The organism is Bacteroides sp. 519, assembly GCF_010500955.1.
Taxonomy (GTDB): domain Bacteria; phylum Bacteroidota; class Bacteroidia; order Bacteroidales; family Bacteroidaceae; genus Bacteroides.
Genome location: NZ_QVMJ01000019.1, coordinates 25,819 through 44,109, shown reverse-complemented (window position 1 = coordinate 44,109; position 18,291 = coordinate 25,819). Strand labels below are relative to the sequence as shown.

Sequence of the window (18,291 nt, the reverse complement as noted above, 5' to 3'; positions counted from 1 at the left end):
CTTTGAGTTTTGAGTTTTGAGTAGTGAGTTATGAGTAGTGAGTTTTGAGTTTTGAGTGATGAGTTTCCATTCGGCATCGTTAACTCATCACTCAAAACTCATCACTCAAAACTCTATAAATCCCTTCTTCATCCATGCCGCATAAATTATAAAGTTCGGGAACAGAACCGTGTTCTATAAACTTATCGGGCACACCAATGCGTTTAATTATGGGGTAATAATTATGGTCCGACATAAATTCGAGTATGGCACTTCCCATACCGCCTTTAACAACACCATCTTCAATAGTGACAATCTTTGTGAATTTACGTCCTATTTCGTGCAATGCTTCTTCGTCGATAGGTTTAACAAAACGCAAATCGTAATGTGCTATACTGATTCCTTTTTCTTCTTCAGCACGTGCAATGGCTTTTTCGGCCAGTGTTCCTATCGGTCCGATAGTAATAACTGCTATATCTTTGCCATCTTTAAGTTTTCTGCTTTTTCCTATTTGAATTTCTTCGAATGGAGATTGCCAATCGGTTTTGTTTCCTCTGCCACGGGGGTAGCGTATAGCAAATGGGCCTTTATCGGGTAATTGGGCTGTGTACATAAGGTTTCGCAACTCCCATTCGTCCATTGGAGAAGATATTGTAAGATTTGGAATAGGACGCAGATATGCCAGATCGAACACACCATGATGTGTGGGCCCATCTTCGCCTACCAGTCCGCCACGGTCTATACAAAATACTACATTCAGGTTTTGGATAGCCACATCGTGTATAATATTGTCGTAAGCCCGTTGCATAAATGATGAATAGATGGCACAGAAAGGTAACAGCCCATCTTTGGCTAATCCGCCCGAGAAGGTTACTGCATGTCCTTCGGCTATACCAACATCAAAGGCTCTTTCGGGCATGGCGTTCATCATAATATTCATGGAGCTGCCGCTAGGCATGGCAGGTGTAATCCCCATTATCTTATCGTTGGCTTTTGCCAGTTCCAGCAATGTATTACCAAATACGGTTTGATAAAGTGGAGGCATCCCTTCGGTATTAATCTGATAGCGTTCACCGGTTTCGGGATCGAACTTACCTGGGGCATGCCATATTGTTGCTTCTTTCTCGGCCGGTTCAAATCCTCTGCCTTTTACGGTATGTAAATGGAGTATTTTGGGCCCCTTCATGTCTTTAACATCTTTGAGAATGCGGGCAATGTTTTTCACATCATGCCCATCAACCGGACCAAAGTAACGGATGTTCATTCCTTCGAAAATGTTCTGTTGTTGTGCCAGTAAAGACTTTAAGCTGTTGCCAAAACGAATCAGAATTTTGCGTCGGTTCTCGTTCAGTATTCCGATTTTGTGCAACATCTTAGACATCCTGAAACGTAATTGGTTGTACTTGTTTGAGGTTGTAAGGTTAAACAGATACTGTTTCATTCCACCAACGCTGCGGTCGATGGACATATCGTTATCGTTCAGAATAATCAAAAGATTGTTTGAAGTAGTCGAGGTATTGTTGAGTCCTTCGAATGCCAGACCACCACTCATAGAGCCATCTCCGATTACGGCCACTACATGCCGGTCTTTTTCTCCTTTATATTCGGCCGCTACAGCCATACCAAGGGCTACCGAAATAGAATTGGAAGCATGGCCACAGGTAAAAGTATCGTATTCGCTCTCTTCGGGTGAAGGAAAAGGACGAATACCTTTAAACTTTCGGTTGGTTGAAAACGTTTCGCGCCGTCCGGTTAATATTTTATGCCCATAGGCTTGATGGCCTACATCCCATACAATACGGTCGTAAGGGGTGTTATATACATAATGCAAAGCTACAGTTAGTTCTACTACTCCTAAACTGGCTGCAAAATGCCCGGGGTTGCATGAAAGTTCTTTTATTATATCTTGTCTTAACTCTCGGCATACTTCTGGTAGATCGTCAACGTTCAATTTACGTAGATCATCCGGAAAGGAAATACCGTTCAGTAAGTTATATGTCTCGTTCTCCATTATTTCTAAAGCGAATTTCATGCAAATTTAGAATAATTTACTGAAAGGGACAATAAAAGTGAAGTATCTTGTAAAATCACATCCAATGAATAAGGCGATTTCGCCTTATTCATCTTTTCGCTTTTAATCCGTTGCATCCGGCGGCTCAAGGTATCGGGTGTCATACTCATAACTGTACTTATATGCGCAGTCGAAATACCTTCGCGCAACAATGCACAAATCCGGATATCAATATCTGTAAGTTTATGATAGCTTTTCCTTAGAGAAGAAACAAAACCGAAAGTTTCGTCTAAAATATTGAGATATTGGTTCCATTCGAGTTCTGTGAGTGTTGGTTTCTCTTTAGATGTAACAGGGATATTATTAAACATCCGCACCTTTTGCACAATTCCCGACGAGTTATAGATGTTTTTCTGTACAGCCTTTAATTCACGTTTCAGGTGGTTTAACTCTGTTCGCTGTGTTTCTATAGTAACACGGGCGGTACTGAGTTGTTTTTCCTGTTTCTCTAAATGCTTTTTCTCTTTCCGAAGAAACAACTGGTAGCGTATAAGGAAGAACAACAAAATGCTTATAATAACAATGGGTAAAAAGATGATAAACGGAGATAAATTCCTTTCTTCGCGTGCAGCCAGCAAATAGTTATTGTAGGCTTTCTGCTGCATAGCATGTGAGTCTTCGTACCTTCCTGCTTGCAGATAAAACTCACTGATGTGGGTATAGATAGCCCCGGTTTGTTTATAGTCTTTTGTTTTCTCCATTGCTGTGGCAGCCAGCAGGTAATGTTCTTCTGCCGGAATTGGTTCCTGCATATCTTCTTTTACCCGTGCCATATAGTAATGAGACTTTGCACGCAGGGTAAGGTTATTGCTTGATTTAAAATGATTAACTGCTACTGTTATCAATTCATCCGATGTATGGGACACATTTGTCAGATCGGCAGCTTGTGTGGTAAGCAAGCAATAGATAGCGTACTCTTCTTCCGACATTATTTCGGGATTAACTATGGTTTGCAATAAGTACATAGCTGTGTCGGGGTTTTCTTCCATTAATGAATCGGCCAGTGCCAGTTCTCTCTTCACCGGGCCCGAGGAATGGCATGCGCTTCCAAGAATAAATAGAAAGAAATAAAGTAGTATTTTTAGGTTATTTGTGCCCATACAATTGTTTTTAAGTTTATTTTAAATTCCTCTTTATCTGTTCCATTATATCAATATACCTATCTTCTATATACATATACTCCTCCCTTGGTTTGGCCACTACCTGATCGAACGCCTCATAAAGCATTGTAATTGCGATACTATGTTTATCTTCAAAAGTAAGCCACCAATCGTCATATACTTCATTTTTCTTTTCTATTTCTTTACTATATGGTATTTTAAATGGCAAGTAACCAAAGAATCCGAAATCACTAAACATAGTCCGATACAATTTCATTTTCTTTATTTCGAGGTCAATCCGATAATTTAATGCATCTATAATATCCTGACGGGTTTTCAGCTTTTTTGCAGGGCTGACTTCGAAACGTAATAGGGGTATTGTATCTCGAATTGTATCTTCTTCATATAGTTGTTTCAGGCGGGCACGTTCTGCTTCTGCTTTACCCAAGTTTTCCAGATAATACTCTAAGGTAAACAAAAGTTTTTCGTTAAGTCCTTCCACACTATCTACTAATACATCTACATCGGTATGCTCGTATATCCATCTGAAATACCATGCAGCTTCAGCAGCAACACCGCGACTATCATAAATTGTATTCCAATTGCCCGAAACTTCACCAAACCGATGACTGTCGAAATATGAATAGCCTGCACCTTTGGTTGGATGCAGGGGGAGTACAATGGCACTTAAAGGTGCTTCTATTTTTTGTACTTGTGTATAATATGTAAGGTACGATATAGCAAAACGTAAGGCTTCCCTGTTTTTTCTTTCGTGACTCATCAGTGGGTGTTCCATATCTTCCGACTGGTTTCTCCACAGATTCCTTTCTTTGGTCCAATATTGCAGTTCCGGTTCTACCGGTTTCACCTTTTGCCGGGCAAATGTAATGGGGTATACATCCGGTGTTTCGTGATATTGATATTCTTTTAAGTAATTGCCAGTTGTGTTGTTATACATATCCAGGTATAAACTGTCGTTTGTATATCCTTTCAATTTGTATACAGTATACGAACTGGTACCTAATCCCAAATATCGATTCAGGTCGTTTTTCAGTCTTCGGCTTGCCTGCCCTTCTAATACCAAGATTGTATCATCTTCAATAGCCCAATCGCCATAGAAGTAAGAATCGTCAGAGTGTAAAGATGCATCGAAACGCCCATCTTCGTGTAAAAAGATATATGAGCCATCTTTAGCAACCCATCTACCTTCTATTCCCTTTGGGGTGCAAGCTGTTATCTGAAGTATGATAAACAATAAAAAGAAGTGTAAAAAGAATATTTTATTCATTTGTAGTGTGTTTTTTGCTATTCGTTTTCTTCATAATAGTATGAATAATCAATCCCTTTCATAAACATTTCACGACTGTTGATTTCATGAGTAAGAGCATTCTTTAATAAGCTTTTTAGCCTTGTACTATCTATAGAACTTTGCATCATTGAACTTAAATAATCTTTTTTGTTGATCTTACTCCAATCCACACAACGTTTTAGTTGTTTCTTAAAAATCAAATCCAACCAAATTCGTGTGCTTCGTCCATTGCCTTCCATGAATGGGTGGGCAATATTCATTTCAACGTATTTATCAACAATTTCCTCAAAGGTGTTTTCTGGCATTCGTTCTATCTGCTTTAAGGTATTACCTAAAAAGTGCGACACAGCAAACTGAAAACCACCTTTTGAAATATTCTTCTGCCTTATTTGCCCAGCGAAATCATAAAGTCCACCAAATAAGTAGGCATGAATTTGCTGTAAACTTTTGGTTGTTCCTATTTCTTCTTCACAAATGAGGTTACTTTCGAAAAATGTATAAGCTTTTTTTCTGCTTTGTCCATCAATACTATTGTCGCTATATGTAAACCAATCAAGAAATTTAGCAGCTTTATTATTGGGGAAATTCTTTGCAAGTAGAATAACGCCTTCACTATCAAGAGTATCTGTTAAATATTTCTTTCCATCAGAAGCTAATAATTTGAGTTGGTTAGTGCCACTAACCAACTCATTCTTCTCCTTCCGAAGCTTATTTTTGAGGTATTTCCAATAGTTTCGTGTTTTTGAATAATCATCTTGACCTGTAAGAACAGCAACAATATCTAAAACAGAAAACCACCATTTACTGTTCTCGTCGTCCCAAATAGCACGAACTTCATGGTCATTGAAAAAACGAATTGATATTTTGTTATTATTCATCTCAAATAAAAAGTCTACTTGCAAAGATAATATCCATTAACCAATTAGACTCAATCTTCGTTGAACAAATTTCCCATGTGGCATTCTTTTAAACATAATTACTCTCTTTCCTCAATCCTAACCTCCCTCATATCATTATTTGCATGAATCACCGGTTGATACATCAACTCTACTTTGGCAGGATTCAATATGTAGTTACCTGTATACCGCGGCAACAATTCAATAATGAAATGATACTTACCCTGCGGTAGCTTTTCGCAGAAGATGGAAGTTTTCTCTTTGAAATATTCACGATGCGTTTCTGTACCGTAATAGTAATAATTATAACTCCATTTAGAAGCATAGCTGCATCCGGCAGGAAGAGGAATCTCAATCATAACATGTTCTGCGCCTTCCTGTTTTACAGTTACATCTACCCTCATTTTAACAGGAATACCTGCCGTAAGAGTTTCCGTTTCTAAAGTAGTGGTAACATCAAATGCTTTGCTATCAGAGGCTTCGGTTACCCGTTTATAACTATGAACACTGTATATTAACGGAATCCCATCTATTTTCTTAACCTCCAGTTCTTCGCCCGGCAGAAGAGTTGTTTGGAATGGGAATGTTGTTACCTCCTCGTTATACTTGCCTTTGAGTTGTATATTGGCAGGCTGATTTTGGGTTCCTGTTCCTTCCAACAAATCGGGCAATACGGTAGATACAACAGTTGCTGCCTGATAGGTATTCCAGCCATACTCCCGGCTACCCAGAATATACATTTGCATAGGCTCTTTAAGGTGCACAAGTGCCGAATCTCTTTTTATCATGTTATAAGCTATCAGGGTAGATTGCATCTTGTTTGAATACCAACTGCGAATGCTTTTATCATCTTCACAGTAAACCAAACCAAGGATATCTTCTTTCAGGTATTGGCGCAAACTATCGGTTACAGAAACACCTTGTCTTTGCTGAATATCCCAAAGCATCATTTTTTCTTTCAGTAGCGAATGAGGAGTGTATTTATGTGCCTTTGCAATAGAATCCAACCGTATTTCTTCTACGCGAAGCTCTTTCTGAAGCGTATCAACCGCAGCCAGATAATCTTCGGAAGCGCCTATTTCCGACAAGGCATAAAGGGTTTCAATATCCCTGTACACATTGATCTTTCTATAAGATGTAATATCCTTGTAGTTGGTTTCAATGGTTTGTGTGTTCAGTGCAACCGTATATCCGGCCTTCTTTGCCATATTCAAAGCACGCAATATGTGCGCCGACATCCAATAAGAGGTATTCGAAGTACGTCCCCACCACGACCAAAGCTTTTCGTCATTCTGATTGCCAACCAATCTTTTAATGATGTGATTGATGTCTTTATCGTAATTGAATTTCTTTCCTGCATAAGCTGCATATAGTTTGTAGTTGAGCAAACCAATCAGTTTAGAAGCAAGTTGCTCATTGCAAGCATATTTGTAACCACCCAGATATTGCATGGCGCTAACATATACATCGAGTTGTTTACCGGTTATGGTAAGATGCACTTCTTCATTATCATGTGCCCGGAAGTTATGTGTTTCTCCGTTGCGAAGGAATTGCAATGTACCATCGGCAACTTCTGTACCCTGAGGTACTATTACAATGCTACGTTCTTCGCCATCAGTATAACCATCGTTGCGGGTGAAAATGTATTGTGTGGTTATGCTGTCGGTATCGCAAGGAACATGTACCAATAGTTTATCTGTATGCAGGTTTTTAAAATCAATCTCTTTGTTTATAAGTGTATCGCCTTGATGGGTAAATACTATTTTACCATCTATCTGAGCATCGCCGGTATAATTGCGCACGGTTCCCGAGAAGTAGCTCGAATCGCCTACTGTAAGGAACTGGGGAGTTTTGAGTTCGCCCATTAACGGTTTGTACGACCGGATGGAGTGCCTGAACGTAGCTGTTTGCAATTTGCGGTTCATGGCATATATAACTGCATCCCAACGGGTAATGTTATCGGGGAATGTTACAGTAAACTCGGCCTGTCCTAGCTTATCGGTATAAAGCTTGGGTTCCCAGAAACCTACATCGGAGAAGTTCCGGCGCAAACCGTTCATCATAAGTAGTTCGTTGTATAGTTTCTTTTCAGCTACTTGGGTTTCTACATCATCATCCGATTCTTCAAACTCTTCGGCTGGGGTGTCGGATGGCGCAGGTTTTTCGGCAGCTGCACTACTCATTGATTTTCTTTGTGTACCATATCCCACTACAACAACCTCATCTAATGCCAGATCGTCTTCTTCCAGTACCACCGATAGCTTTGATTTCCCGTCTGCTTTTATCGTTTTTTTCTTATATCCGATATAGAAGAATTCAAGCACATCATTTTCCGAAGTTACATTGATACTAAAGTAACCATCGATATCGGTTATTGTACCTTGCGAAGTACCGCTTATCAGTACACTTACACCAATAAGTGGTTCGCCGGAACTATCGTACACATATCCGCTTACATTGCCTGTTCCATTAAGTGTGGCAGGATGATGGAATGTATGGCGTATATACGTTTCGGTGTTTTGATAGGTATTGATAAGCGAACGTTGGGCAATTGCAGCCGAATGAGTATTTAACAGTAACCATTGTTCGGATATAGAATCTTTTTCGTGTACCGGTGCCGAAGTCATATCCACTTGAAGATAAGTGTTTGCCTTTAACGAAACCGAATCTTTGCGGAGATACTTGCCATTATTATACAGAACAATAACATGGTAAGTATCGTAAGGTATTTGTGTAAATTTGCGGGTTCCATACTCCAAACGGTCGGGCGAAATAATCGAATCCGTATCTATTTGTTGAAACAACAGATTGGCTACTCCCGATGCATCGGCCTCTACAGGCAAACGGAGATTAATATCCATATTTTGCTGCGATATATGTATGGACTGCGGATGCCATATAAAACCAGATCGTTTGTTTGCCATCAGGATATTATTCCAAACTGTTGGCGAAAAGTAAAAATCGTATAAGTTGCGGAAGTCTTCGTATGTACACTTAAATAACGAACGTGGAAAAAGATTGTTTTCCTTTTCACGGTAAACAATATTATCCTCAAACTGATAGGAGTAACCTCCGGCATGCCGGTAGCGAACACCACCATTGTAGCTGGAATAACCTTCGGGGATGGGGCCAACCAAAACAGTTTGGTTTCTGTGGCCAAATATAGGGTGATAAACCAGCGTACTATCAACGCCTCGCCGCAGATAAGTTGCTTCTTTGGTATTGGCTATCGGGAATCGGGCTATAAGCTTTTCATATCTTGTCTGCTCGTGATGTCTGAAGCCTCCCAGGTAAATAGATTTTGCTTCTTTAGGCAGATTATCAAAGTCAATACTCAGAATTGTTTTTTTGCCATGCGCAAAGTAGAGCGAGTCGAATACAATGGCACGATCGTACAGGCGCAAGGTAATCTTCTCTGGTCTTCCCCAACTATTTACCGGAAACGAGTAGGCTTTGGGTTGCTCTGTCCACGAGAAATAAATCGGTGTGTCGTTTCTTTCAATTACATAGATTTCCACCTGTTCGCCATTTGCTATAACAAAAGGGGCAAACTGGGTAACATAATCCGGACTTGCAACTTCGTATCTGAACATGGAATCTGTGGGGTGAAGGAACTGGTAATACTCCAGCTTGTCTAATCCGGCTCTTGTTTTCCAGTAGTTATAGTCCAAATCGCCGGAATAAAGAAAGCTTTTGCGCGACATGCTATAACTTACCCGCTGTTCACGGCCTTCGGATGTTTTGCCATAGTAAGGAAGATCGGGAACATAATGCCTCAGCAAACTATTATAGGCAAAAGCAGTAATATCTACATTGGGAATTGGTTTTCCATTATAATCTTTCACTGTTATGGTGCTATTTACCTTTTGTCCCGGGTAAATACGCTCAGGCAGGTTTACATCCATACGCAAATGTTTAGGGTCTGCCGAGAATGTACGGCGGAATGCCCTCTCTTCTTCGCCTATATAATAAAATATCTCCAGGTAGTATGTTTTGTTTTCGTCAATTGCTTTGTGTGGAACAAAGTCGAACCCTTTTTGTCCGCCTTTTTGTATCAAGATGTTTCCCTCGTACAAATACCAGGTAAAGTTTAATCCAAGTGGGTTGATAAGTTCGAGGTCGAGTTTGCCGTTTTCAATACCACCATTCAACTCCAAACCGGTATAAATCATAGAGGTACTAAATGATTTACAGTACTGTGGCACCTTTACTGAATAGTAGTCTATCTTCTGATCGAACTTTTCGCGATATGGTAAAGTTACCCGTTTGTACAATTCGTTGTCTCCATAAGATATTTCGGCTTCAACATTCTTTTCAACTCCCAGTTCGTGGAAAGAAAAACATATTTCATCACCCTCGATTGTTTGTAGTATATCGTAGCTCGAACGGAAAAAAGTGGCATAAGTATTTCTTTCCATCCGTTGGTTATCGGGTGTAAATGCCAATACATTAATAAGATATTCGCAATCCGATTCTTTGAACAGCGAAGCCGGAATATCTATTGTTGTAGGCCCTGAAGAATCAAGATCTATATCCTGGTTATAAAGTGTATCGGGCAGCATTAAAATATCGGTGTATGATGTTAGTACGTTCCGCCGCAAGATGGTTACACTGGCTTTCATATCGGGCAGGAAAAGCCCGTTAACATCGGTTGCTGCTATTTCGAGCTTATTGGTGTTGGGGTAGTAGTGGCGATTTGCTGATAGATTTATATTCAGACTATTATCGTACAATTCATAATCTTCGTAAAGGAAATTGGTTTGTGCTACAAACCTTCCTTTCTGATCTTTCAGATGGAAACTGTAATGCTGGTCGAGTAGCAGTTCCAACGAATCGTGCAAATGAATTTCTCCTGCAAATCCTCCCGGATGATGCGGACTTACAGTGCCCACTTTTTTATACGACCAACTACGGTTCGAGGTTCTCATCCATACTTCGAGGTCTTTTTTGATGGGAGTTTTCCGTCCGGTAAGTGCATAAGATTTAAAGCGGATAGTTTCGCCCGGTTTGTATTTATTCTTATCAGTAATAAGATAGCTGTAGAAATCCGGACGGTCATCTTCATCGTCATCATCATTGTTCCAGTAAGGATTAACAAAATGTTTCTGCAAATCAAATACAGCCTGGAATTTGTTCAATTCAACAGTAAGAATACGCTTTTCTTTGTCGGATTCATCGTTAACGGTATACGTTTGGCTGGCTGGGTCGTAAGGTACCCGGTCTCTTTCAAGCTTTACTTTTGCATCGCGCCTTATGTTTCCATCGTTATCAACCACTTGTAAAGTAAGTACACCATACTCCTTGAACAAGAAAACCTGAAACGGTATAATGGGGTGGTAACTATAATCTACTTTGTTTTTATGTATGTTTACATAAATAAAATGTCCTTGCTCCGGAGTATTTGTCCATGATTTGCCGGTAAACGATCCTTTAGGCGAATGAAGCATGGTTTTTACTATCCCTTTGTAGGTATTGGTTTTTAAAAGTTTGAGTGCTTCTTTGTTATTGATTTCAAAAACAAATGTTTCGTCGGGCCCTAACTTCCAGTCGCTCTGTGCATAAGATGCAATTGATAGTACTATGAAAAGTACTAAAGCAGATGCTTTTTGCAGTGAATTCATATTAATGTCGTTGTTTATCATTCAAAATTAGGAATTAAATTTGATACTTGTATGACAATGCACAAAATGGATACCCCCAAATTGCCCGCCCATTTTTTTAACACTGCAAAAATATAGCATCGAAAATAGTGAATGGCGAGAAATGGAAAGAAATGGCGAGAAATGGAAAGAAATACTAAAATAAATATTTAAAAGAAGTTAATTAAACTGTTGCTATTATCCTGTGTCATCTGTGGCTAAAACATTGCGCAGATTTTTAAATACCTGGATTAATTTGTTCTATATAGCTTTGCCGTTGAATGCTATATACCTCTGAGGGTCAATGCTATATAGCTTCGACTCTTCGGTCTATATAGCATTGAGCTTTCGGTCTATATAGCACGAAAGCGCGAAGGCATGAAGGCGCGAAAGGTAAAAGTGCAAAAGCTTTCGTGCCTTCATCCTTTCGCGCCTTCGCGCCTTCATCCTTTCGTGCCTTCGCGCCTTCATCCTTTCGCGCCTTCGCGCCTTCATCCTTTGCGCCTTTACCATCAACAGCAGCAGTTTCTTTTTATTCTGCTTTTTCTGATGTTATGTTATGTTATGTTCTCTTCTTTTCTTTTCTTTTCTCTTCTTTTCTATTGTTGCAACGGAAATTCAACGACCGTTGCTTTGGGTATTCTTTTGTTTGTTGCAGTTTTTCTTTGGGACTACCTATTCCTTTAATCTTCTCAGATACTCGGAAGGAGTTACTCCAAACTCTTCCTTAAAACATTGCCTGAAGTAAACCGGGCTGTTCATTCCAACCCTGAAAGATACTTCTGTAATAGTAAATTTACCCTCAAGCAGAAGTCTTTCTGCGTTTCGCATTTTGATTTTGCGTACAAATTCGTTAGTAGATACTCCGGTGAGGGCTTTAATTTTTCGATAAAGAGTTGAACTACTCATAAACATTTTGTCCGACAGGTAACCAATATCTATCTTTTCGGATTCCAGATTATCTTCAATTAGTTTGGTTATGCTTTGCAGAAAATCATTATCCAGTTGGGTAAGCGACTCTTTGAATTTAATACTTTTATCATCCTCTGCCTTTATGTTTGAACTGAATTGATTAGCCAGTTTCTTCCGGCCTTCTAACAGGTTGTTTATCCGGCTACGTAACAAAGTTGCACTAAATGGTTTGGTTAAATACGAATCGGCACCCGACTCATATCCCTCTTCTTTATCCTGTAAAGAGTCTTTTGCTGTAAGCAAAATCACCGGAATATGGCTGGTACGTACATCTTCTTTAATAATTTTAGTGAGTGCAATACCATTCATGCCTGGCATCATAATGTCGCTAACAATAATATCGGGTATATGTGCAATTGCTGCCTGATAACCACTCTCGCCTTCGTTGGCTGTATATACCTCGAACGTATCGCAGAATGAATCGTTTATATAATCCCGGATATCCGGATTGTCTTCTACCACAAGCAGTATAGGTTTATCGTTGCCGGTATTTTCTATATTATCCACAGAAACCTCTTCTGGTCGTGGCTTTTCGGGCTCACTGTGTAAAGCATTGGGATATGTATTGTAAGTAAGCAGTGAAAAACAGAAGCAGCTTCCCTCATTCAAGGTACTTTCTACCCGTATTTCGCCTTCGTGAATAGCTATCAGGTTTTTAACCAATGCCAGTCCAATGCCTGTACCCGATGCCTGTTTATCGCTCTTTGCCTGATAGTACCTGTTAAATATTTGCGAAAGTTCATCCGGGGAAATACCATGGCCAGTATCTTTTACCCGAATTTCCGTATAAGACACCTCTTGTTTAGTAGTGGTATATAGATTTATTTCTATTTTGCCTCTGTCGGTATATTTAATAGCATTCGATATCAGGTTATCGAGTACAATATTTACAATCTCTTTATCAAAAAACAACGGCATATCATCGTTCTCTACTTCAACAGAGAGATCAATTTCCGGTTTGCGGTTCAGCTCTTTATATTTAAAACCTATCTCCTTAACTATGGCAGCAATGTTATTTTTGCTAACACACAGTTTTTTGTTTTGGGTTTCTGTTTTGCGGAATTCCAAAATCTGATTGATAAGATTCAGCAACCGCAACGCACTTTGGTGCACAACAGATATCTTTTGTGTTTGCTTGGGCATTAGCTGGGTATCTTTTTGCAAATCTTCTAACGGACCTAAAATCAAAGTAAGAGGTGTGCGAAGTTCGTGAGCAATATTGGTATAGAAACGTAAACGTTCGTTGTTCAACTCTTGCTCTTGCTCGTGGTTTTTCTTTTCCAGTTCGTACGAACTCTGCAAATCGACTTTCTTTTTGTAAGCATATAATAGCATAAACACAATGGTGGTAGCTATTATAAAATACAACGTTTTTGCCCACCACGTAAGCCACAGGGGCGGAGTGATGTGAATAAACAAAGAACTGATTTCATTGCTCCATTCCTGGTTTCGTATGCGGGTTTTTACCTGAAACTCGTATTTACCAGGAAGAATGTTGCGGAACATTACATTGTTTTCGTCAACAGTGTACCAGGAATCGTCTAATCCTTTTAGGCGGTACGAGTAATCAACCTGGTTGGCCAAAGAATAATCCTGAACATTGAAATTGATGCTGAATGTGTTTTGTTTGAAGTTTAGTTCTATCTGTTTATGGTTATTGAAATAATTTATATTTTTAGAATCTTCGGGTGCAGATTGTTGGGCATAAATATGCATCTCGGTAATTGTGGCTGGTGGTACATCGCGATTGCTCAATACAATAAGCGGATCAAAGTACCTGACACCGTTTATGGAACCGAAATAAATATTACCTTTTTTATCGTTGGTGGCAGTCATGGTAAAGCTACCCATCGGAATTTTATCAAAGTAATTGTAATTAAGGAACAGTCCTTTACCGGTTTGCAGACTGCTTATTCCGGCATTGGTACTAAACCAGATGTTGCTATTCTCGTCTTCGGTGATGGCGCAGATAAAAGTATTCTGCATTCCGTCCTTGCGTTCATAAACTTTATATTCCAGTGATTTAGGGTTAGGAAAACAAGCCAGTCCCTCACCGGTTCCTATCCACATACGTCCCTCCGAATCTTTATAGATGTAGTTAATGGTATTGGAGCAAAAACCGTTATGCTCGTTTAAAGTAGCTACCGGTTTCATATCGGCGGTGTAAATGCCCAAGCCCTGTCCAAAAGTGCCAATCCATATCTGCTCATTGTTATCCTTGTTAATGCTACGCACCAGGTCTTCGGGTAGGTTATCTTTTTCGTTATTGTAATGGGCAATAACCTGTTGTGTTTTTATATCTACCACAAAAACTCCCAGGTTGGTTCCTATCCACATTCTTTTGTATTCGTCTTCAAAAAAAGTACGCACATCCTGGTTGTTTCGTCCGTTTAACGGAATGGCTTTAAACTGCTTGGTTTTGCTATTATAGAAGTTTACTCCACCCCAAAAAGTACCCAGCCATATATTGTTTTCCGAATCTCTTTTGGCAGACAGTACCGAGTTGTGTGTTAACTGGCCGCCTTCTTCATTGAATATGGCTACCCGCTTTCCTTTCTCAAACACATTGATACCACCGCCGTCGGTTCCTATCCACAACCTGTCTTGCTCATCGGTACATAAACTCAGTACCACCCGGTTGTTTAAACTATTCAGATCGTCAATCAGGGGAGAGTAAGTATGCGCATTGAATAGGGGAGGAGTATTGCCAATAAAATTGATACCTCCACCGTAAGTACCTATCCACATGTTTCGGAAATTATCCTGATATATACTACGTACCGTAGGATTAGATAAACTATATACATTATGCCCAATGGTGAAATGTTGAATGTGTAGTTGTCCCGGATTTATAAAGTAATGTTGTTTCAGGTCGATAATGTAGATACCATTCAATTCGGTTCCTATCCATAACTTATTATCATCTGTTTGCAGAATCTCAAATATGTTTGATGATATCAGGCCATTGGGCGACTTTTCCGGCATAACAAAGGTACCTGTTTCTTCGTTGAAGAGTGCCAACCCTCTGTTTGTTCCTACCCATATATTGTTATTGGTATCCTTATAGATACAGCGCACATCATCACCCGGTATGCTACCCGGAAGATTGGGGTTGTGTTTATAATGTTTTATTCTTCTGTCTTTCAGTGAGAGAATACTCATCCCATGCATCACATGGCCAATGTATAGTTTACCGTTATGATCGTCCATAATGGTCCAAACATTATCCGAGCAAAGATTAGGCAGCAGGGAAGTATTGTAATGTGTAAACTCTCCATTCTTCTTATTGAAATACTCCACCCCACGGTGATAAGTGCTGATCCACAGGTTGCCGTCGGCCGAAGGTTTAATATCGGTAATATCGTTGGTAACAAGGCTGTTCGGCATATCGTCTTTGTGGGTATAAACCTTAAGCGAATTGGTTTCGTAGTTATAAGCATTGAATCCGGCACGTTGGGTTGCTATCCAGATAACCGGCTCTTCGGGATCGGCATAAATGCGATTAAGTTCGTTACCACTAATGCTTTGTGTATGTTTATAGTAACTAATGAATCGGGCTCCATCGAACTTGTTTAATCCTTCTTCTGTGGCAAACCACAGAAAGCCATCCCGGTCTTGTGTAATGCTAACTATGGAATTGTTTGAAAGACCCTGTTCAATACCTAACTGAACAACAGGATTAGATTGAGCAGATAATCCGATAGAGATTATAATGAAGATTGATAGTAGTAACTGTCGCATAAAATATTTGTAGTATGTGTTTCAAATATAATATAAAAATCGGATTCAAGGAGCAGCAGATGGTGCAATGCATGATTTACCTATGTAATTTGACTTATTTTTCATCCTTTATGATACATTACTCAACCTACTCATTACTTATTTAATGTTATTTTTGCAAAGGTCTCAAAACTCATAACTCATAACTTATATGAAACAACTTATTATCTGCCTTACTATCCTGTCTGCGTTATTGCTGTTTTCTTGTACAGGAAACAAAAAGCAAGAAACATTCTCGGTAGGAAAAAACACTTTTCTTTTAAACAATGAACCTTTTGTGGTTAAAGCTGCCGAAATTCATTATCCCCGTATTCCCCGGGAGTATTGGGAACATCGTATACAAATGTGTAAATCCCTTGGTATGAACACCATCTGCCTGTACATCTTCTGGAATATTCACGAACCCGAAGAAGGCAAGTTCAACTTTACAGGCAATAACGATGTAGCCGAATTCTGCAAGTTGGCACAAAAGCACGACATGTATGTAATTGTACGTCCCGGTCCTTACGTGTGTGCCGAGTGGGAAATGGGCGGACTGCCCTGGTGGCTTCTGAAAAAAGAAGATATTGGTTTACGCGTTCAGGACCCATACTACATGGAACGTGTACGGATATTTATGGCCGAAGTAGGAAAGCAACTAGGCAACTTACAGCTTGATAAAGGCGGTAACATCCTGATGGTGCAGGTTGAAAACGAATACGGTGCTTACGGAACAGATAAACCCTATGTTGCCGAGATACGCGATATTGTAAGGGAGTCCGGTTTTAACTCCGTACCTCTGTTTCAGTGCGACTGGAACTCTAACTTTGAAAACAATGCACTCGACGATCTGTTGTGGACAATCAACTTCGGAACCGGAGCAAACATTGACGAACAATTTAAACGCTTGAAAGAGTTGCGTCCCGAAACACCATTAATGTGTAGTGAGTTCTGGTCGGGTTGGTTCGACCATTGGGGTGCCAAACACGAAACCCGCAGTGCACAGGCCTTGGTACAGGGTATGAAAGAAATGCTTGATAAGAATATATCTTTCAGCTTATATATGACACATGGTGGAACCAGTTTCGGACACTGGGCCGGAGCCAACTTCCCTAATTTCTCGCCTACATGTACCTCTTACGATTACGATGCCCCTATTAACGAATCGGGTAAAGTAACGCCCAAATACATGGAAGTAAGAAACCTGTTGGCAAACTATCTGCCCGAAGGGCAAACACTGCCTGCCATACCCGATTCTTTGCCGGTAATTAGCATTCCCGAAATTAAATTTGAGCAGGTAGCACCTTTGTTTGATAATCTGCCCGAACCTAAAGTCAGCGAAAATATCCGTTCGATGGAGTTCTTTGATCAGGGATGGGGAAGCATTCTGTATCGTACAACATTGTCGAAATCGGATGTGAAGCAATTCCTGAGAGTGACCGAAGCACACGACTGGGCACAGATTTATATTGATGGCGAAAGGGTAGGAGTGATGAACCGTTTAAAAGGTGAAGGAGTTATTCCAATACCTCCCGTACGCGAAGGTGCTGTACTTGATATCCTTGTTGAAGCCATGGGCCGTATGAACTTCGGTAAAGGAATTTACGACTGGAAAGGTATTACCGAAAAGGTAGAAGTACAAAACGAGAAAGGCACTACCGAGTTGAAAAACTGGCAGGTTTATAACATACCGGTTGATTATACATTTGCAAAGGATAAGAAGTATGCCGCTACCCCTGCCAAAGAGAATACACCCGCTTACTACAAAGCTACATTCAACTTAGACAAAACCGGCGATACCTTTATTAACATGATGAACTGGCGCAAGGGAATGGTTTATGTGAACGGACACAACCTGGGCCGTTTCTGGGAAATCGGTCCGCAGCAAACATTATTCATGCCCGGTTGCTGGTTGAAAAAAGGAGAAAATGAGATTATAATCTTCGATCTGGTTGGCCCAACAACAGCTACTACAGAAGGATTATTGCAACCCATACTGGATGTACAACGTGGTAATGGAGCCTACAAACATCGCAAAGCACATGAGAACCTTGACCTATCCGGCGAAACTCCTGTTCATAAAGGAAGCTTTAAACCCGGTAACGGTTGGCAGAAAGTAACTTTCGGCAAAGCTCACGAAACCCGCTACTTCTGTCTGGAAGCACTGAGCTCACACGGTAAAGATGATTTTGCTGCTATTGCCGAGTTGGAATTGCTGGGCGAAAATGGCGAACGTCTCTCCCGTCAGCACTGGAAAGTTGTGTATGCCGATAGTGAAGAGGCCGAAGAGGCTAATAACATAGCTAGCAATGTGTTCGATCTGCAGGAATCAACAATCTGGCATACATCCTATTCAATAAACAAAGACCCATTTCCACATCAGCTTGTGATTGATCTGGGTGAAGATAAAGTTGTTACCGGATTTGAATATCTGCCCCGTATGGAGGCCAATAAGCCAGGTATGATTAAGGATTACCAGGTTTATGTGAAGATGAGTAAATTCAAGTTGTAAAAAAGTATATTCATGATCAAGAATGGAAGGAGTTAAAGGGAGTTATCAGGAGCT

General features: G+C 40.1%; 7 protein-coding genes. 1 reads left to right on the top strand and 6 read right to left on the bottom strand.

Translation table 11 applies throughout. The features are described from left to right. Window positions 1-91: 91 nt before the first annotated feature. The 6 genes from dxs to D0T85_RS15385 all read right to left on the bottom strand — a co-directional run bounded on the left by dxs (window position 92) and on the right by D0T85_RS15385 (window position 15,707). Window positions 92-1,990 carry a 1-deoxy-D-xylulose-5-phosphate synthase gene (dxs, locus tag D0T85_RS15410; RefSeq protein ID WP_163214434.1) on the bottom strand — a complete coding sequence of 633 codons (1,899 nt, stop codon included), beginning with the start codon at window positions 1,988-1,990 and terminating at the stop codon, window positions 92-94. Window positions 1,991-2,007: 17 nt separating this feature from the next. Then, the gene (locus D0T85_RS15405) at window positions 2,008-3,150 is read right to left on the bottom strand and encodes a tetratricopeptide repeat protein (protein ID WP_163214418.1); all 1,143 of its coding nucleotides are present in this window, start codon (window positions 3,148-3,150) and stop codon (window positions 2,008-2,010) included. 16 nt (window positions 3,151-3,166) lie between these two features. Then, on the bottom strand, window positions 3,167-4,438 hold the full coding sequence (locus D0T85_RS15400; protein WP_163214417.1) for a hypothetical protein: 1,272 nt from the start codon (window positions 4,436-4,438) through the stop codon (window positions 3,167-3,169). A 17-nt stretch (window positions 4,439-4,455) separates the two neighbouring features. Further along, window positions 4,456-5,337 carry a protein adenylyltransferase Fic gene (gene fic / locus D0T85_RS15395; RefSeq protein ID WP_163214416.1) on the bottom strand — a complete coding sequence of 294 codons (882 nt, stop codon included), beginning with the start codon at window positions 5,335-5,337 and terminating at the stop codon, window positions 4,456-4,458. 98 nt (window positions 5,338-5,435) lie between these two features. Continuing rightward, complete coding sequence (locus D0T85_RS15390; RefSeq protein WP_163214415.1) at window positions 5,436-10,976, bottom strand: carboxypeptidase-like regulatory domain-containing protein; 5,541 nt, start codon at window positions 10,974-10,976, stop codon at window positions 5,436-5,438. A gap of 693 nt (window positions 10,977-11,669) precedes the next feature. After that, window positions 11,670-15,707, bottom strand: a complete 4,038-nt coding sequence (locus D0T85_RS15385; RefSeq protein WP_163214414.1) for a hybrid sensor histidine kinase/response regulator transcription factor — start codon at window positions 15,705-15,707, stop codon at window positions 11,670-11,672. A 190-nt stretch (window positions 15,708-15,897) separates the two neighbouring features. Between D0T85_RS15385 and D0T85_RS15380 the strand changes: the two genes are divergently transcribed. Then, on the top strand, window positions 15,898-18,237 hold the full coding sequence (locus D0T85_RS15380; protein ID WP_163214413.1) for a beta-galactosidase: 2,340 nt from the start codon (window positions 15,898-15,900) through the stop codon (window positions 18,235-18,237). Window positions 18,238-18,291: the final 54 nt, after the last annotated feature.